16 protein-coding genes are annotated in these 18,283 nt (G+C 71.5%); 6 read left to right on the top strand and 10 right to left on the bottom strand.

The annotated features are described in order from the left end of the window. Window positions 1–21: 21 nt before the first annotated feature. The 8 genes from J8N05_RS20150 to J8N05_RS20115 all read right to left on the bottom strand — a co-directional run bounded on the left by J8N05_RS20150 (window position 22) and on the right by J8N05_RS20115 (window position 9,029). Complete coding sequence (locus J8N05_RS20150) at window positions 22–1,950, bottom strand: anthranilate synthase family protein (RefSeq protein WP_282108159.1); 1,929 nt, start codon at window positions 1,948–1,950, stop codon at window positions 22–24. After that, entirely contained in the window at window positions 1,947–2,615 is a 669-nt protein-coding gene (locus J8N05_RS20145) for an isochorismatase family protein (protein ID WP_210884701.1), read from the bottom strand. The genes J8N05_RS20150 and J8N05_RS20145 overlap by 4 nt, the downstream gene beginning before the upstream one ends. 25 nt (window positions 2,616–2,640) lie before the next feature. Then, complete coding sequence (locus J8N05_RS20140) at window positions 2,641–2,892, bottom strand: phosphopantetheine-binding protein (protein WP_210884699.1); 252 nt, start codon at window positions 2,890–2,892, stop codon at window positions 2,641–2,643. 34 nt (window positions 2,893–2,926) lie between these two features. Further along, the gene (locus J8N05_RS20135) at window positions 2,927–4,627 is read right to left on the bottom strand and encodes a (2,3-dihydroxybenzoyl)adenylate synthase (RefSeq protein WP_210884697.1); all 1,701 of its coding nucleotides are present in this window, start codon (window positions 4,625–4,627) and stop codon (window positions 2,927–2,929) included. A 95-nt stretch (window positions 4,628–4,722) separates the two neighbouring features. Then, entirely contained in the window at window positions 4,723–5,760 is a 1,038-nt protein-coding gene (locus tag J8N05_RS20130; protein ID WP_210884695.1) for a ketoacyl-ACP synthase III family protein, read from the bottom strand. Between the two features lie 107 nt (window positions 5,761–5,867). Continuing rightward, window positions 5,868–6,359 carry a shikimate kinase gene (locus J8N05_RS20125; protein WP_210890268.1) on the bottom strand — a complete coding sequence of 164 codons (492 nt, stop codon included), beginning with the start codon at window positions 6,357–6,359 and terminating at the stop codon, window positions 5,868–5,870. Between the two features lie 41 nt (window positions 6,360–6,400). Further along, window positions 6,401–7,585 (bottom strand): chorismate synthase, encoded by a 1,185-nt coding sequence (gene aroC / locus J8N05_RS20120; RefSeq protein WP_210884693.1) that lies wholly within the window; start codon window positions 7,583–7,585, stop codon window positions 6,401–6,403. A gap of 52 nt (window positions 7,586–7,637) precedes the next feature. Then, a complete protein-coding gene (locus tag J8N05_RS20115) occupies window positions 7,638–9,029 on the bottom strand; it encodes a class II 3-deoxy-7-phosphoheptulonate synthase (RefSeq protein ID WP_210884692.1) in 1,392 nt (463 codons plus the stop codon). A gap of 629 nt (window positions 9,030–9,658) precedes the next feature. Between J8N05_RS20115 and J8N05_RS20110 the strand changes: the two genes are divergently transcribed. The 5 genes from J8N05_RS20110 (at window position 9,659) to J8N05_RS20090 (ending at window position 15,187) form a co-directional block, all read left to right on the top strand. Further along, window positions 9,659–9,982, top strand: a complete 324-nt coding sequence (locus J8N05_RS20110) for a phosphopantetheine-binding protein (protein WP_210884691.1) — start codon at window positions 9,659–9,661, stop codon at window positions 9,980–9,982. Next, window positions 9,975–12,806: a type I polyketide synthase gene (locus tag J8N05_RS20105; RefSeq protein WP_210884690.1), complete on the top strand. Its 2,832-nt coding sequence runs from the start codon at window positions 9,975–9,977 to the stop codon at window positions 12,804–12,806. The genes J8N05_RS20110 and J8N05_RS20105 overlap by 8 nt, the downstream gene beginning before the upstream one ends. Window positions 12,807–12,815: 9 nt before the next feature. Then, window positions 12,816–13,610, top strand: coding sequence for a thioesterase II family protein (locus J8N05_RS20100; RefSeq protein ID WP_210884689.1), 795 nt, complete (start codon window positions 12,816–12,818; stop codon window positions 13,608–13,610). A 28-nt stretch (window positions 13,611–13,638) separates the two neighbouring features. Continuing rightward, on the top strand, window positions 13,639–14,697 hold the full coding sequence (locus tag J8N05_RS20095) for an aldo/keto reductase (RefSeq protein WP_210884687.1): 1,059 nt from the start codon (window positions 13,639–13,641) through the stop codon (window positions 14,695–14,697). A 70-nt stretch (window positions 14,698–14,767) separates the two neighbouring features. Next, complete coding sequence (locus J8N05_RS20090; RefSeq protein WP_210884685.1) at window positions 14,768–15,187, top strand: lipocalin-like domain-containing protein; 420 nt, start codon at window positions 14,768–14,770, stop codon at window positions 15,185–15,187. Window positions 15,188–15,212: 25 nt separating this feature from the next. Here the strand turns inward: J8N05_RS20090 and J8N05_RS20085 are convergent, their stop codons facing one another. Then, on the bottom strand, window positions 15,213–16,127 hold the full coding sequence (locus J8N05_RS20085) for a LysR family transcriptional regulator (protein WP_210884683.1): 915 nt from the start codon (window positions 16,125–16,127) through the stop codon (window positions 15,213–15,215). A 140-nt stretch (window positions 16,128–16,267) separates the two neighbouring features. Between J8N05_RS20085 and J8N05_RS20080 the strand changes: the two genes are divergently transcribed. Next, window positions 16,268–17,656: an FAD-binding oxidoreductase gene (locus tag J8N05_RS20080; protein WP_210884681.1), complete on the top strand. Its 1,389-nt coding sequence runs from the start codon at window positions 16,268–16,270 to the stop codon at window positions 17,654–17,656. A gap of 74 nt (window positions 17,657–17,730) precedes the next feature. Here the strand turns inward: J8N05_RS20080 and J8N05_RS47940 are convergent, their stop codons facing one another. Further along, window positions 17,731–18,276 (bottom strand): acyl carrier protein, encoded by a 546-nt coding sequence (locus tag J8N05_RS47940; protein WP_282108191.1) that lies wholly within the window; start codon window positions 18,274–18,276, stop codon window positions 17,731–17,733. Window positions 18,277–18,283: the final 7 nt, after the last annotated feature.

Below are 18,283 nucleotides of genomic sequence, written 5' to 3'. Positions count from 1 at the left end.
TCCGACGGCCGGGCCGGTGGATCATGTCGTACGCAGCAGGTCCGAGAGCATCCGGTCGAGGATGGCCGAGCCGTCGCGCGTCATCACCGACGCCGGATGGAACTGGACCGAGGAGAACCCCTGGCCGCGCAGGCCGTGCACCTCGTTGTCCACGGGGTCCCGGCACACCTCGACGGGGCCGGGCCGGTTCTGCGGGCCGGGGAAGGACTCCCGTGGGCTGACGGCGGCGAAGGTGTTGTAGAAGTACACGGCCTCCCGGCGACCGAAGAAGTCGATCTCCCGCTGCGCCCCCTGGTTGGGCACGGATCTGCGGACCAGTTCCAGCCCGAGGACACCGCTCAGCGCCTGGTGCCCCAGGCAGACCGAGAGGAACGGCGTGTCCGTGTCGAGCAGGCGTCGCGTCACCTCCCGCAGATGCGCGTTCTTCGGATGGTTCGTGTCGCGCGGGTCCCCGGGGCCGGGCCCCACGACGACGAGGTCCTGGCCCTCGAAGCGGTACTCCTCGTCGAAGCGGCGTACGGTCACGTCCAGGCCGAGGTCGGACATCATGGCCGCGCCCATCGCGGTGAAGGTGTCCTCCGCGTCGATGAGCAGGGCCCTGCGTCCGGACAACAGCGATGACCGGGCACCCCGGGATCCCGGGGGCCGCCGCCAGAAGCCGGCCATCGGCGCGTTCCGGGCGGCCAGCGCGCTGACCACCTCCGGCAGGGCGCTCAGCCCGGGCACCTCGGCCGGTGGCCGCCAGGTGTCCGCGGTCGCGGCGGGAGCCGCGTACAGGGCAGCGAGCAGGCCCGACGCCTTGGCCCGGGTCTCCTCCGCCTCGGCCCGAGGGTCGGAGTCGCGTACCAGCGTCGAGCCCACGCCCAGACGCAGCCGCCCGGTGCGGTCGATGTCGGCGGTGCGGATGACAATGGCCGAGTCCAGCCGCTGTCCCCCCTCGGAGTCCCGGCCCAGCAGGGCCACCACGCCCGCGTAGTAGCCCCGCCCTCCGTTCTCGTACTTCGCGATGACGCGGCAGGCGCTCTCCAGCGGGCTGCCCGTGACGGTCGGCGCGAACAACGTCTCACGGACGACCTCGCGGACGTCCCGGGTGACCTGTCCCTCGATGAAGTACTCGGTGTGCGCGAGGTGGGGCATCTCGCGCAGCCGCGGTCCGATCACGTGGGCGCCGCCGTCGCACACCCGGCACATCATCTTGAGTTCCTCGTCCACGACCATGTAGAGCTCGTTGGCCTCCTTGCGGTCGGCCAGGAACTCCAGCGCCCCTTCGAGGGAGGGACCCGAACTCGGGTAGCGGTACGTGCCGCTGATGGGGTTCATCACCGCCGTGCCCCGGTCCAGCGTGAGGTGGCGCTCCGGACTCGCGCCGATGAAGGTCCGGCCGCCCACCCGGATCAGGAACGTCCAATAGGCACCCGAGGTGTGCCGCAGCAGCCGGCCGAACAAGGTCAGCGCGGTCTGCGCCGACCAGCTCGCGATCTGCGCGAGGAACGTGCGTTTGATGACGAAGTTGGCGCCGGTACCGGCGCCGATCTCGTCGGTGATGATGCGCCTTACCACGTCGGCGTACTCGTCGTCGTCGGTGTCGAAACCGCCGTCGCCGACCTCGATGGGCAGGTCCGGCAGTCCGGCCAGCACCTCGTCGGCCGGCACGGCGGCCTGCTCGGTGACCTTCATGACGAGCAGCGGTTCGCCGTCGTCGTTGTGCTCGTAGCCGCGCTCCGAGATCTGCCGGAACGGCAGCAGGGCCAGAAGGTCGTGCCGGCCGTTGCCGCCCTCGGGCGACAGCGGGAGGTCCGCCGTCGAACCGACCTCCGACACATCACCGACGAGCAGGTCGATCAGCCCCGCGCCCGACGCCTCCGGCCGGTGCAGCAGGGCGAACGATGGCGGCGGCGCCCCGCCCGTCAGCCTGCCCAGCAGACCGCCGTCGGCGTCTTCGGCGGTCACCGCGCCCCTCCCGTGACGACGGCCCCCAGGGCATTGGACACGGTCGCGGTCGGCACCACCATGGAGCAGCGGCCGGCCGCGTAGGCGACGGCCATCCGGTGGTCCGCCGCGGAGAAGTCGGCGACGGCGTCGGCGACCAGGAACGTCTGGATGTCGTGCGCGAACGCCTCGCAGGCGGTCTGCAGGATGCCCACATGGGCGTAGACACCGCACAGCACCAGCTGGTCCCGCCCCTGTTCACGCAGCAGGTCCAGCAGCGGTGTCCGGAAGAACGCGCTCGGCCGCCACTTGACCAGGACGGTGTCGTCCGGGCCGGGCGCCAGCTGCTCGGGTACTCCCCGCTGCGCGGGATCGCCGCTCATCCCGGGACCCCAGAAGTCCTTGAGCAGACCGCGCTGTTCGTCGGTCATGTCGCCCGGCTGGGCGGTGTACGCCACCGGGACGCCGGCCGCCACGGCGGCCTCCCGGAGCCGGGTGACGTTGTCGACCAGGTCGGTCACCGGCGACCGTCCGGCAGGGAAGGGCCGGAGGAAGAAGTGCTGCATGTCGTGGACGAGGAGCAGGGCGCGCCGCGGGTCGACCGTCCAGCTCGCCGTGTTCTCCGGCAGTTCGGCGGCGGTGGGCATGGGGTAGGACGAGATCTCGGGAATGGCCGGAGCCGTCATGGCTGCTCTCCTTTTCAGCAGGCGGTCAGTCGGAGCGCGGGCGCAGGGAGTCGAGGTGGCGCACCCAGTTGTCGATCGTCGGGTCGGCGGTCAGGACCTCGAACTCCACCGGCAGGCCCTCGCGGCGCCAGCGGCTGCTCAGCCGCATGACGTCCAGGGAACCGAGCCCGAGGAACACGAGGTTGGCGTCTCCCGGGATGTCCTGCGGGGCGGTGCCGATCAGCGCCGCGACGGCGCTGCGTACCTGATCGGGGGTGGAGACCGGCTCGTCGGCCATGGTGGTGCCCTTCTGTGTCTGTCGTGACTCTGTGTCAGCTCGCGGGGCGGTCCGTGCCCGTGCCTCCGGAGAGAGGGCTGAAGAAGACCGCCGCGGTGGGCGTGGTCTCGCCCCGGGCCCGGGCCGCCAGGATCTTCTTGTCGATCTTGCCGAGACCGGTGTGCGGCAGTTCGTCCACCGCCTCCACCCGGTCCGGCAGCTTGTAGGCGGCCAGCCCGCGTTCGGTCAGAGCGGCCTTGATCTCCGGCAGCGTCGGCGCAGTGCCCACGGCGACGATGTAGGCGTACATGCGCTCGCCCAGATAGTCGTCCGGCACGGGGACGACCGCCGCACGCGAGATCGCGGGGAGGGCCTCCAGATGACCCTCGACGTCACCGGCGGACACCTTCTCGCCGCCGCGGTTGATGAGGTCCTTGATGCGGCCCTCGATCACCAGCCGTCCGTCGGGTGTCAGCCGCGCCAGGTCGCCGCTGCGGTAGAAGCCGTCCTCGGTGAAGGCCCGCGCGTTGTGCTCCGGGGACCGGTAGTAGCCGCGTGGCGTGTAGGGGCCGCGGGTCAGCAGTTCACCGATCGTGTCGGGCGGGACGTCCTGGTCCTTGTCGTCGACGATCCGCATCTCGTCGGCCGGGGAGATCGGGTGTCCCTGGGTGGTGAGCAGGGCCTCCTCGGGGTCGTCGTCCCGGGTGAAGCAGATCAGCCCCTCGGCCATGCCGAAGACCTGCTGTATCCCGCAGCCGAGTTCGGGCCGGATGCGAGCCGCGAGGTCCCGGTGGAGTTTGGAACCACCGATCTGCAGGGCGCGTACGGAGGACAGGTCCGGCTTCATCCACTCCGCGGCGTCCAGCCAGAGCTGGACGACACTGGGGCCCACCGAGGTGACGGTGACCCTCTCCCGTTCGATGACCGGGAAGCAGCGCTCCGGCGTGGCGTCCGCCGCGAGCACCGCCGTTCCGCCGGACAGCAGGGTGCCGATCACACCGGGACAGCCGAAGGTGAAGTTGAACTCGACCGGCAGCACCGCGAGATACACGTCGTCCCCGGTGAGCCGGATCGCCTCGACCGCCGCGCGCATCATGTAGACGTAGTCGTCGTGGGTGCGGGAGATCAGCTTGGGCAGTGCGGTGGTCCCGCCGGACAGCAGGAAGAACGCCACATCGGCGGGGTCCGGGGCGGGGAGCGGGACGGTGCCGGACGGATCGGCGGCTGCACCCGCGGCCTCCACGGCCGAGAGAGCCACCAGGTCGTCGCCCGCCACCGTCTCGTCGAGGGTGAACAGATGGCGCAGCGTGCCCACCTCGTCGCGCATTCTGCGGCCGAGCGCCGGGTGGTCGAAGCCGCGGTGGACACCGGGCAGGACGTAGCCGGCCGCACCGGAGATCTCCAGGAGGTGCCGGATCTCGCTGGCCCGGTGGGACGGGAGCGCGAACACCGGTTTGGCGCCGAGCCGGAACAGGCCGAAGCAGACCACCACGAACTCCACGACGTTGGGCAGCTGCACCACCACCCGGTCGTCCGGAGCGATTCCCAGCTCCCGGAACCCGACCGCCGCCCGACGGGACCGCAGCACGAGTTCCTCGTAGGAGACCCGCAGATCCCCCTGCACCAGCGCGGTCGCGGAGCCGTGGCGCGCGGCCGAGGACTCCAGCACGTCGATCAGGCTCTCGCCGGTCCAGTAACCCTCCGCGCGGTACCGCTCGGCATACTCAGCGGGCCACGGCGTGCATCCGTCGAGCACGGGACGTCTCCTTCGTAGAATCGTGGGTGTGCGGTGGAGCCGGGCGGTACGAGGGCGCGGAACCGGAGTCGGCGCGCCCCGCGCCGGGGGCGCGGTCAGGCATCGTCCGGCCCCTCGGTGATCTCGACGACGGCGCAGCCGACCTCCATGCCGGGGGTGGTGCCGATCATCAGCACCCGGTCGCCCGGGTTCACCTGGCGGGTGAGCCACAGGTGTTCGAGCCCGATGACGACGTCGGACATGCTGGCGTGGCCGATCTGCCGGCTCCGCTCCCAGGTGCCGCGGTCGGCGTCGATGCCGAGCGGCTCCAGATACAGGGCGTGGAGCGTGTCCCGGTGGAAACCGACGTGCGTGACCCTGGCGACGTCGTCCATCGTCAGGCCCACCTCGCCCAGCGTGCGTTCCGCGACACCCGAGAGCAGGTCGATGAAGTTGCCGCCCGGGGGAGGGGTGCCGTCGGCCCACTTGCGCTGCCAGAACTTGACCCGGGTCTCGAAGTCCAGGAGCTTGTGCGACGGTTCGCGCGGTGGCATCAGGGACCCCTCGGCGCGGTGCCGCCACTCCAGCTTCGGGTCGGAGACCGAACCGACCGCGAGCACCTTGGCGAATCCGCTCCGCCGGGACACCACGATGGCCGAGCCGCTGTCCGCCATGAAGAACAGCCCGGAGGCACGCCAGCGGTCCACCATCGGGGTGTTGAAGTTGTCCGCGCCCGTCACCAGGACGGCGTCCTTGTCGTCGGCCGCGATCAGCCGGTGGGCGGCCATCTCGATCCCGGTCATCAGCCCGTTGCAGCCCTGCTGGATCACGGTGGCGCTGATCGGCCGGTCCAGCGCGTTCAGCAGGATGTAGTGCGAGGGCGACCAGCCGTCGTGCGGGCCCTGCAGGAACGTGGTGCTGTGCAGCAAGGCGGCGAAGTCGTCGGGGTGGTGCCCCGATCGCCGTATCGCGACCTCGGCGGCCCGGATCGCCATGTCCGGTGCGCCGAGGGTGTCCTCGATCGCCACCGACTCCATGCCGGAGGCCTCGTGCTCCGCCTCGCTGTAGAGGCCGTCCTTCACTGCCTGCTCGACCGGCACCAGCTCGGGTATGTAGGTGCCTACCCCGGCCAGGTAGATGTTCTCAAGCTTCATCGCGGTACTGCCTCTTCCTGCGCACGTTCTGGCGCATGTCGTCTTCTGTGGGCGAGCCGGGCTCAGCAGAGCACGGTGACCACGGCGGATTCCTGAGTAGCCGCTACTCAGCGCCCCGGCGCCGGGGCGAGGGCCAGTGCCTCCAAAACGGCGCCGGCGACGTCCTGCGGAGCGCGTCCGCCGGTCTCGACCACGGCACGGGCGACCTCCAGGTAGAGAGGCCGGCGGACCTGTCTCGTCCGACGCCAGGTCGCCTCGGGATCGACCGCCAGCAGAGGGCGTACGGAGTCCATCCCGACGCGTAGGACGGCGTCGTGCCACTCCATGTCGAGGAAGGCCACCGGCCCCCCGGCCAGCAGCCCGCGGGTCCGGGCGTCCAGCACCGCCCCACCGCCCAGCGCCAGGACACCCCTGTGCTCCAGCAGGGCGGCCCGGACCGCGGCCCGCTCCAGGTCGCGGAAGCGAACCTCGCCCTCGGTGGCGAAGATGTCGGCGATCGACCTGGCCTGCGCGGCGACGATGTCGGCGTCCGTGTCCCTGCAGGCCAGCCCGAGCCGCTCCGCGATCAACCCGCCGACCGTGGTCTTGCCCACGCCCATCGGGCCGACCAGGACCACCGCCGGGCCCGGCGGGCGACCCGTCACCGGACGACCAGATGGTCGAGGAACCCGGTGATGTTGCGACGGGTCTCCGCCACCGAGTCACCGCCGAACTTCTCGGCGACGGCGTCGGCGAGCACCAGGGCGACCATCGCCTCGGCAACGATCCCGGCGGCCGGGACGGCGCACACGTCGGAGCGCTGGTGGTGCGCGCGGGCGGCCTCACCGGTGGTGACGTCCACGGTGGCCAGCGCGCGGGGCACGGTGGCGATCGGCTTCATCGCCGCTCGCACGCGGAGCGGTGCGCCCGTACTCAGGCCGCCCTCGGTGCCGCCCGAACGCCCGGAGGCACGGCGCGGACCGTCGGCCGAAGGGACGATCTCGTCGTGCGCCCGGGAGCCCGGCACCCGGGCCAGTTCGATCCCGTCGCCGACCTCGACGGCCTTGATGGCCTGGATGCCCATCAACGCCCCCGCCAGCCGCGCGTCGAGCCGCCGGTCCCAGTGCACATGGCTGCCGAGACCGACCGGCACTCCGTGGGCCAGCACCTCCACCACACCGCCGAGGGTGTCGCCGTCGGCACGGGCCTTGTCGATCTCGGCGATCATGCGCGCGCTCGTGTCCGGATCCAGACAGCGCACCGGGTCCGCGTCCAGCCGCCCGGTGTCCTCGGGCAGGGGCAGCAGGCCGTACGGGACACCGACGGCCGCCAGTTCCACCACGTGCGAGACGATCTCGATGCCGGCGGTCTCCCGGAGGTACGAGCGCGCCACCGCGCCCAGCGCGACCCTGGCCGCGGTCTCCCGGGCGCTGGCCCGTTCCAGCACGGGCCGAGCCTCGGGGAAGCCGTACTTCTGCATCCCCGCCAGATCGGCGTGGCCCGGGCGGGGCCGGGTGAGCGGGGCATTGCGGGCCAGGCCGGCCAGGACCTCCGGGGCCACCTGCTCGGCAGCCATGACCTGCTGCCACTTGGGCCACTCGGTGTTCGCGATCATGAGGGCGACGGGGGAGCCCAGGGTCAGCCCGTGGCGTACGCCGCCGAGGAAGGTGAGCTCGTCGCGCTCGAAACTCATCCGGGCGCCGCGCCCGTACCCCAGCCGGCGCCGCGCCAGCGCGTCACTCACCATCTCCTTCGTGACCGGGACACCGGCGGGCAGGCCCTCCAGAGTCGCCACGAGTGCGGGGCCGTGCGACTCCCCGGCCGTCAGCCAACGCAAGCTGCTCAACGACGCTCTCCTCACGGTTTCGACAGCGGTACGGGATCGGTTCGGGCGCGGATCAGCGCACCGGGCCGCTGGTCGCGGACAGTGGCCGTGCCGGACGGCGATCGCGCGGGCCCAGGAACTCGGAGACCAGGAACGCGAGGTCGAGGGACTGGCTGCGGTTCAGCCGCGGGTCGCACACCGACTCGTAGCGCGAGGCGAGGTCCTCGAAGAGGACCTCGTGCCCGCCGCCCACGCACTCGGTGACGTGGTTGCCGGTGAACTCCACGTGGATGCCACCGGGATGGCTGCCCAGGGAGTGGTGGACGTCGAAGAAGCCCCGGATCTCGTCGAGCACGTCGTCGAAACGCCGGGTCTTGTGCCCGGAGGGAGCCTCCACCGTGTTCCCGTGCATGGGGTCGCACACCCAGGCGACCTGCGCTCCCGAAGCGGTGACCTTCTCCACCAGCGGCGGCAGCATCTCCCGCACCTTGCCGGCGCCCATCCGGACGATGAGCGTCAGCCGGCCCGGCTCACGCCGCGGATCCAGCCGGTCGATGAGCCGCAGCACGGAGTCGGAGGTGGCCGCCGGGCCCAGCTTCACCGCCACCGGGTTGTTGATCCGTGAGAAGTACTCGACATGCGCACCCGAGAGGTCCCGGGTCCGCTCGCCGATCCACAGCAGATGCCCCGAGGTCGCGTAGGGGAGCCCGCTGGAGCTGTCGACGCGGGTGAGGGCGGTCTCGTAGTCCAGGAGCAGCCCCTCGTGGGAGACGAAGAACTCCTCGGCGTCCGCCGCCTCCGGCCCACTGCCGGTGGCGTGCATGAAGCGCAACGCCCGGTCGATCTCGTCGGCGATGGACTCGTAGCGGTGTCCTGAGGGCGATCCGGAGACGAAGTCCCGGTTGAGGTTGTGGATCTGACGCAGGTTTGCGTTCCGGCCCGCGCTGAAGGCGCGGACCAGGTTCAGCGTGGTCACCGATGCCTGGTACATCGTCAGCAGCCGGGTCGGGTCCGGGACGCGGGAGGCCTGCGTGAAGTCGAAGCCGTTCACCGCGTCGCCCCGGTAGACCGGCAGCACGCGCCCGTCCCGGGTCTCGGTCGCCTTGGAGCGCGGCTTGGCGTACTGCCCCGCGAGCCGGCCGACCTTCACGACGGGAACCGAGCCGGCGTAGGTCAGCACCACCGCCATCTGCAGCAGGGTGCTGAGCTTGTCCCGCGTGGTGTCCGTCCGGACCGCGTCGAAGGTCTCCGCGCAGTCACCGCCCTGCAGCAGGAACGCCTCGCCGCGGGCCACGGCGGCCAGCCGGTCCTTCAGCAGGTCGCACTCGTCGGCGAAGACGAGCGGCGGAAGGGTCTCCAGTTCCCTCGTGACGGCATCGAGAGCCGAACGATCGGGCCAGTCCGGCTGCTGGGCGGCCGGATACGCGCGCAGCGGGTCCTGGGACGAGGTGTTCCACGAAACCATGGGACTGCCCTTCAGGAATGAGCGCATTTCGTGCCTTCGCTTCCTTGTGTCAGGAATGGATTCATGGATTCGAGGATTTCCTTTTCCTGTCGGCGGCCCGTTCTTCTGCGTTCCACCCGGTGATGGGCGTGGGCGATGGGTATTGCCTCCCCGGGTGGTCTCGCGGCCCGCCGGATCCGGCGGCACCCGAAAAGTCCGTCCCGGTCCGTCACCCGGTCCGTCGGCCCGTACCGCGCTGTCCGCCGCCGGCCGGCACGAGGCAGTCGGGGGCCCAACGAGAACACCACGTGTCCGGCTGACCGGGCCATGAGTGGCATCTACTCAGTTCGCGCCCGAGGCCACCGAACGGTGCGGGCGGGGCGGAACGAAGCCTTCCCCGACGGACGGCGCGGGTGCCGACGGCCACCAACCGGGGACTTTCTCCGGTTGGACGGCCGGGCGGCCGCCCACGCGCCCGGACTGTCCAAGGGGCTTCGTTGACATGCGCGGAGGCGGACAATTAGAAAGTCCTGGCACGCAGCGAAAAGCCATGGGAGGAAAAAGTGGACTCGCAACCGGAGCCGCAGGATTCCTTACCCGCCCCTTCTGAAGAAGAAGTCTCCCGGCCATCGGTCTCGGCTACGGAGCGGGTGATCGCCGAAATCTGGTCGGAGGTTCTGGAGGGGCGCCGGGTGGGCGCCGAGGACAATTTCTTCGATCTCGGCGGGCATTCTGTGCTGCTGCACATGGTCCAGGACCGGATAGGCGAGGAACTGGGCAGGGAACCGGACCTGGTCGACCTGTTCACGTACACGACGGTCCGGGCACTGGCCCGGCACCTCGACGGCGGTACGGACGAGTCCATCCGGTCCCACAGCGGGGCGGAGCGGGCGGGGGGACGCGCGCGGCTTCAGCGCCGGCGTGCCCAGCGGAGCCGGCCGGGCACCCGGGAACGCGGTGAGACACGTGAATGACGACAGCCCTGACGAGCAGGCGGACGAGGTCGAGCAGGCGGACGACGCCGAACACATCGCCGTCATCGGCATGGCCGCCCGGTTCCCCGGCGCCGAGGACGTCGACCAGTTCTGGCGGAACCTGACCGAGGGCCTGGACACGGTGACCCGCTCGGCACCGCGACCGGTTCCCGGCGGCGGTGCCGAGCGCTCGTACGTACCGGCCCGTGGCCTGCTCAAGGATCCGGAGTGGTTCGACGCGGGCTACTTCGGCTACTCGCCGCGCGAGGCCCGGATCGTCGACCCCCAGCACCGCGTCCTCCTGGAGTGCGCGGACCAGGCCCTGGAGCACGCCGGCTACGACCCGACGCGGTACTCCGGCGCCATCGGCGTCTACGGCGGCGGCACCGACACCTCCTACGCCCACCTCGCGCGGTCGGGGACGGACCGGGGCGCGGGCGCGTCCGACATGGAGATCCTGCTGGGCAACGCGACCGACTACCTGGTCACCCGGATCGCCTACAAACTGGGGCTGCGCGGCCCGGCCGTCACGGTGCAGGCCGCGTGCGCCACGTCCCTGGTGGCCGTGCACACCGCCGTCCAGGCCCTGTTGTCCGGTGACTGCGACATGGCCCTGGCAGGCGGCGTCGCCGTGCACGTACCCGCCCGGAACAGTCCCTACGTGGAGGGCGGGATCCTGTCAGCGGACGGGGTCTGCCGGACCTTCGACGCCGCCGCGGGCGGCACCGTGGGAGGCGACGGCGGGGGCCTGGTGGTACTCAAACGGCTCGCCGAGGCCGTTTCCGACGGCGACCGCATCCACGCCGTGCTGCGGGGAACAGCGGTGAACAACGACGGCTCCGACCGGATCGGCTTCACCGCGCCCAGTGTCGAGGGGCAGGCCGCCGTCATCCGGGACGCGCAGGCGGTGGCCCGGGTGGACCCTGCCACCGTCACCTACGTGGAGGCCCACGGCACCGCCACGCCGCTCGGTGACCCCATCGAGGTGGCCGCGCTGACCAAGGCCTTCAGGGACGGCACCGACCTCAGCGGGTACTGCCGGATCGGGTCGGTCAAGACGAACATCGGGCACACCGACGCGGCCGCCGGCGCGGCCGGACTGATCAAGACGGTCCTCGCCCTGGAACACGGCGTCATTCCGCCCAGCCTGCACTTCAGCGAACCGAACCCGCGGATCGACTTCGCCGCGACCCCGTTCCGAGTGGCCGACCGCGCGCAGGAGTGGCTTACGCGGGGCACCCCCCGGCGCGCGGGAGTGAACTCCTTCGGCATCGGCGGGACGAACGCGCACGTCGTCCTGGAGGAGGCTCCCGCGCCACCGCCGACGGCGCCTCCCGCGCCCTGGCAGCTGCTGGTCCTCTCGGCGCGCACCCCGACCGCCCTCGATGCGGCGGCGGAGAATCTGGCCGCCCACCTCGACGCCCGTCCGGAGCTGTCGATCGCCGACGTGGCCTGGACGCTCCAGACCGGCCGCCGGGAGCACGACCACCGCAGGTACGCGGTCGTCGGCGGGGCCCGGGACGCCGTACGGACCCTGTCCGGCCCGGCCGGACGCCCGGCCGGCACGCCTCGGCCCCGGTCGGTGACGTTCCTGTTCCCCGGCACCGGGGCGGCCCGCGAAGCCACCCGGCTGTTCGCGGAGCAGCGGGCGTTCCGCCGCGCGTTCGACGCCTGTCACGCCGCGGTGCGCGGTCTCGACGGGGTCGGTGGAGTCGACGGGTTCGGCGCGCAGGGCTTCCGGCCCGGCGCGACGAGCGACGACCCGGCCACGGCGGACCTGCTCGCCTTCGCCGAGGAGTACGCGCTGTCGCGGACGCTGGCCGCCTGGGGTGTGCGGCCGGCCTCGGTACTGGGAACGGGCGTGGGAGTGCTGACGGCCGCCGCGGTGGCGGGCGTGTTCTCCCTGGACGACGCGACACGGCTGGTGGTGGCCCGGGCCCGGCTGTCGGCCCCGTCCGGCGGCGACACGCCGGACGGAACGGATGCCGCGGCCCGCTTCGAGGAACTGGTCCGCGAGGCCGGCCCCCGGGCCCCGCGCGTCCCCGTCGTCTGCGGGACGTCGGCCCGGGTGCTCTCCCCGGACGACGCGGTGGACCCCGGGTTCTGGTCCGCGCATCTGCGTGGCGAGTCCCGACCGCACACCGCCTTCGACCCGTTGCTCAAGGACGCCTCCGCCGTACTGGTGGAGCTCGGCGCGGGCCGGACCCTGACGTCTGCCGCCCGTCGGCACCCCGGACGCACGGAGGACCACCTGATCGTGACCGCCCTGCCGGGCGAAGAGCCGACGGGCGAAGAGCCGACGGGGGAAGAGCACGGCACCGTGTCCGAAGGACCGCCCCCGCTGCTCGCCGCGCTGGGAGAACTGTGGCTGGCGGGCGTCACCATCTCCTGGTCGGAGGTCCACGGCGCCCGGAGGCTGCGGGTCCCCCTGCCGACGTATCCGTTCGAGCGGCAGCGTCATGTGGTGGAGGCCGTCGAGCGGGAGGCGGTCGAGCGGGCGGCTCCCGAACGGGAGACCGCCGCCGTGTCCGCCCCCACCGAGGACGGCGCCCAACCCGGGGCGGAGCAGCAGGACACCGTCGGCCGGGTAGCCCGGCTCTTCGCGGAGATCCTCGGCCTGCCGGACGTCGACGCCGAGGACAGCTTCTTCTCCCTCGGCGGCGACTCGCTCATCGCCGTCCAGTTCCTGTCCCGTGCCCGCGAGATCTTCGGTGTGGAAGTCGATGTCCTTGGGCTGTACGAGGCCGAGACGGTCACCGAGTTCGCCGCACTCGTGGACCGGTCGGCGGGCGGTCATGACAGTCCGCGGCCCGCCCTCTCCTGAGGAGTCGTCATGGTGGACAACAATCGAACCGGGGCGGATGCGCCGCGCACGGCGCCGGCAGGTACCTGGCTGGTGCGTCGCGAGCGTCGCCCGGAAGCCGCCTCGTCGCTGTACTGCTTCACCCACGCCGGCGGTTCGCCCGGCGAGTACGTCCGCTGGTCCGACGACCTGCCGGACGTCCAGGTATGGGCGGTGCAACTGCCCGGCCGGGCCTCCCGCCGGGCCGAACCCGCCTTCACCAGGATGGGGCCGCTGGTCGACGCACTGCTGGACGAGGTGGTCTTCGAGGAGCCGTTCGCCTTCTTCGGGCACAGCCTCGGGGGCCTGGTCGCCTACGAGGTGACCCGTGCGCTGCGCGAGCGCGGCCGGGAGCAGCCCGAGCGGCTGTTCCTGTCCTCGTCCCCGCCACCTCCCCTCGTACACGGCGCAGCACCGCTGCACCAGCTCTCCGACGCGGAGCTGCTGCCCGCGCTGGAGCACCGGTTCGGTGCCTTGCCGGAGCCGGTCCGGGCGAACCCCGCGCTCCTGCGGATCGTGCTCGCCCACTACCGGGCGGACATCGAAGTGTTCGAAACGTACGACCACCTCCCCGGTGAGCCGCTCGACCGCCCGATCACGGCCTTCGCCGGCACCGACGAGGCGGACACCCTGCGCATCGAGGACTGGAAGACGCACACCAGCGCTGCCTTTGATCTGGGCTTTCTGCCCGGTGGCCACTTCTACCTCCGCGCGGAGCGGCAGGAACTGCTGCGCAGGGTGAGCGATGCGATGCCGGGAGCCGAGTCGCGCCGAGGACAGCGGTGACAGGAGCTACAGGGTGACAGGAGTCGACATGCGGTACACGACCTTCGGACGCGGCACGGGCCTGCGGGTGTCGGAGTACGCACTGGGCACGGTCAACTTCGGGACGCGGTGGGGCGGCGGAGCCGAACCCGACGAGGCCCGCAAGGTGTTCGACCGGTTCGCCGACGCCGGCGGTACGTTGATCGACACCGCCGACTGCTACCAGTTCGGCCAGGCGGAGGAACTCCTCGGTGACTTCCTCGCCGCCGACCGCGACCACTTCGTGCTGGCGACCAAGTTCGGCTACGGCTCCACCGCGCAGCCGCGGATCTCCGGTACCGGCAACAGCCGCAAGAACATCGTCCGGTCGGTGGAGGCGAGCCTGGCGCGGTTGTCCACCGACTACATCGACCTGTACTGGGCGCACTTCCCCGACACGGTCACTCCCCTGGAGGAGATCCTCGGCGCCCTGGACGACCTGGTGCGGGCCGGGAAGATCCTGCACGCGGGCCTGTCGAACTTCCCGGCGTGGCAGGTCTCCCGGGCGGTGACGATCGCGGAACTCCGGCACCTGGCACCGGTCACCGCCATCCAGACCGAGTACAGCCTGGCCGACCGCACAGCCGAGCGTGAACTGCTGCCGATGGCGCAGAGCCTCGGTCTCGGCGTCGGCCTGTGGTCACCGCTGGGCGGCGGGCTGCTGACGGGCAAGTACCGCACCGGCGCCGAGGGGCGGCTCACCGACTGGAAGGGCCGGGTGATCCGCACCGAGAGCACCGGCCAGCGGACCGCCGTCGTCGATGCCGTGTGCGCGATCGCGGCGGAGACCGGGCTGCCCGCCTCGCAGGTGTCCGTCGCCTGGGTGCGGGAGAGGGCCCGGCACGCCGCCACCGCCTTCGTGCCCGTCATCGGTCCGCGCACGGTGGCTCAGCTCGACGACTACCTGGCGGCTCTCGACGTCGATCTCACCGGCGAGCAGCTCGCCCGGCTGGACGAGGCCAGTGCCGTGGCACTCGGCTCACCCCACGAGGTGAGCGCGGCGGCCCGCGGGCGGCTGCTCGGCGGTGACCCCGAACGCGTACGCGTTCCGGGCATCACGGCCCCCTGAAGCGGGACCTGATCCGGTCCGGGACCGTGCGGACAGAGAACGTGGAGAAACAGGAAAGGTGCGCCGGGACATGACGGTGAGTGAGCTCGTCGGGGTGTGGAGGCTGGCGTCGTTCCACGACGTCGACGAGGACGGGAACAGGAAGGAGGGGCCGCTGGGCCCCGAACCCGAAGGGCTGCTCCTCTACTCGGCGGAGGGGCACGTGTCGGTGCACATGATGCGCACCAGGCCCTCGGCGCCCGGCGGCGGGTCCGGGGACAGGCCGCCCCAGAACTACATGAGCTACGCGGGCACCTGGCGGCGGTCCGGGGACCAGGTCGTCCACACGCTGACGCTCGCCCCGGAGCCGGGCTGGATCGGCACCGACCAGGTGCGGGACCTGCGTCTGGACGGCGCGACCCTCACGCTCCACGGCGACTCGCTCGTCGGCCCGAGGCAGCGCCGTGTGCTGGTCTGGCGGCGCGTGAGCGAGCAGGCGCCATCGAGGTGACTCGGACCGTGCCGGCTGAAGTGACTCAGACGGTGCCGGCTCCGACCGTGTCGGGCTGCCGCGTGGTGCTGCGGACCCGGTCGACGAACGCCCGGGCGGCCGGGCTGACGGGACCGTCGACGCGCCAGCCGAGAGCGACCTGACCGCGCAGCTCGGGGTACGAGAAGGGGATCGCGCACAGGCGCGCGGGGTGCGACCTGACGAGGGACTGCGGAAGGATGGCCACTCCCAGGCCCCGGCTCGCCAACTCCGCGAGGATGCCCGGGTTTCCGGCTTCGAAGCTGATCCGCGGGGTGAGGCCGGCCTCGGCACAGGCCGCGTCGAGACTCTTGCGCATGCCGGTGCCCGGAGGAAGGCTGATCAGGGCCCGGTCCCGGATGTCGTCCAGCGTGATCGTCCCGCGCGTGGCCAGCGGGTCGCCGGGACTCACGGTCGCGACGAGCGGCTCGTCCACCATCACGTGCGTCGCCAGGCCGACGGGTACGTCGCCGCCCGACAGCGCGATGAACGCCGCGTCGAGACGGCCCGCCCGCAGTGAGTGGACCAACTCCTCCGAGTTCGCCTCGGAGAGGGTGATCTCCACCGACGGGTGCTCCTCATGGAAACCGGCGAGCAGTGCGGGCAGGCTGAAACCTCCGCAGGAGGGCACCATTCCCACCGCGACGTGACCGCGGACGAGACCGGTCAGTTCGTCGACGACCAGTCGTGTGTCGGTGATCGCCGCGAGTGCGGCACGCGCGTAGGGGAGGACGGCCGCGCCCACCTCGGTCACCCGCACCAGGCGTCCGGAACGGTCCAGCAGCTCCTGGCCGAGCTTGCGCTCCAGTCGGCGGATCTGAGCGCTCACCCCTGGTTGTGCGACGTGCAGCCGGGCGGCCGCCTTGGTGAAACTCGCTTCCTCGACCACGGCTACGAAGTACTCCAACTGCCTCAGCTCCATAACCAATCATGCTAGCAAGGAGATGTGTCAGATCTTGGACTTCTGCATATCGATGAACCAGTGTGACGGTGTACTGGCTCGCCGGCGCCCCTCGTCGGGTCCGGTCGAGCTCGGCGGACTGGGAAGGAAACACAGCAGCGATGAGCGATGTCCCGGCGGAATTCGAAGAGCTCGCCGAACGGGTGCAGGGACCGGTGTTCACGCCGGGCAGTTCCGGTTACGACGACGAACGGTCCGGCTTCCAGACCGCCTTCCGGCATCGCCCGGCGGTGATCGTGGGCGCGACCGGACCGGACGACGTGAGCGCCGCCGTCACGTTCGCCGCCGCCCGAGGACTCCCGGTGGCCGTGCAGGCCACCGGACACGGTCTGTCGGCGGCCGCGCAGGGAGAAGGAGTCCTGATCAGCACCGCCCGGATGACCGATGTCCGGATCGACCCGCTGAACCGGACCGTTCGGATCGCGGCCGGGGTGCGCTGGGAGCAGGTCATCAAGGAGGCGGCCACGCACGGACTCGCGCCGCTGAACGGCTCCGCTCCGCACGTGGGAGCGGTCGCCTACACCCTCGGCGGCGGCGTCGGTGTGCTGGGCCGTCAGTTCGGTTACACGGCCGACCACGTACGCAGCATCGATGTCGTCACGGCCGACGGCGCCCTGCGCCAGGTGACCGCGGACAGCGACCCCGACCTGTTCTGGGCGCTGCGCGGCGGACGGGACAACTTCGGCATCGTGACCAGCCTGGAGGTCGCACTGGTCCCGCTGACCCGGATCTACGGGGGTGGGCTGTACTTCGACGCCGATCTGGTCCCGGAGGCGCTGGCCACCTACCTCCGGTGGACCACGACGGTGCCGGAGGAGCTGACCTCCTCGATCTCGCTGATGCGCTACCCGGACCTCCCGCCGATCCCGGCGCCCCTCAAGGGCCGCTACACCGCCCACATCCGCGTCGCGTACACCGGTGACGCGGACTCCGGGAAGCAACTCGTCGAACCCCTGCGGGCGATCGGGCCCCGGCTCATCGACAGCATCGACGAGATGCCGTACACCGCGAGCGGATCCATCTACAACGACCCGGCCTTTCCGCACGCCTACTACGGGAACAACGTCATGCTGGGCGAGGCGGGCCCCCCGGTGGCCGAGGCCGTGCTCGATCTGGCCGGCCCGACGGCGAAGGCCCCGTGCATCGTGGACCTGCGCCATCTCGGCGGCGCCTTCTCCCGGCCGCCCGCCGTGCCCAGCGCGATCGGCAGCCGCGAGGGCGAGTACATCCTGCGTGTCCTGACCCCGCTGGCCATCTGCGACGTCGACACCGCGCGCCCCGTGCACGAGCGGCTGTACGAGGCGGTACGGCCGTGGACGGTCGGCCGCAACCTCAACTTCATCTACGCCGACGAGGCCACGCCCGACCAGACGGGTCTAGTCTACTCGCCCGAGGACCTGCGGCGGCTCGCCGGGATCAAGGCCGTCCACGACCCGGCCAACCTGTTCCGTTTCAACCACAACATCGTGCCCGCCGCCGCGAAGGTGTGAGCAGCCCTTCCGCCGAGCACATGAGTGCGGCCCCCGCCGAACGGCGGGGGCCGCACTCATTTCTGTCGGCCGGTTCAGGCGGTGGCGGGCACCTGGTCGTCGGAGCTCGGGGCGTCGTCGTTGTCCTCGGTGAGCAGCCGCGTGAGGAGCCTGCCGATCGCGGTGACCGTCGGCTGGTTCCACAACAGGGTCGAGGGCAGACTCAGCCGGAACTGCCGTTCCAGGCCGCGCCGGATGACCACCGACATGATCGAGTCGAGCCCCATCTCGGCGAGCGGACGGTGCGGATCCACGGCGGCGACGGGGAGGTTCATCTGTTCCGCCACCCTGTCGGCCACTCCAGAGATCACGTACGCCTCCAATTCGTCGGCGGGCACCGCCTCCCAGTCGGACCCCGCGCCCTGGTCGACGACGGCGCCGAGAGCCTCGTCCGTGGGGAGGCCCTCCAGGATCAGCGGGCGCGTCACACCCGGCTCGGGCGGCAGGGTGCGCAGGACGGCGGCGTACGGCAGGGCGTGCCGGTACGCGAAGTCCCAGGCGTGGAAGGCCTCGTCCGCCGTGATGTCGGCGGTGCCGCGCGCCGCCAGCTCCAGGTCGATGACCGCCGACGACGTCGACATGCCCAGA

It is taken from the genome of Streptomyces liliiviolaceus (genome assembly GCF_018070025.1).
Classification (GTDB): Bacteria; Actinomycetota; Actinomycetes; order Streptomycetales; family Streptomycetaceae; genus Streptomyces; species Streptomyces liliiviolaceus.
The sequence above is the reverse complement of the archived record's forward strand: the minus strand, read 5'-3'. Positions and strand labels throughout refer to the sequence as shown.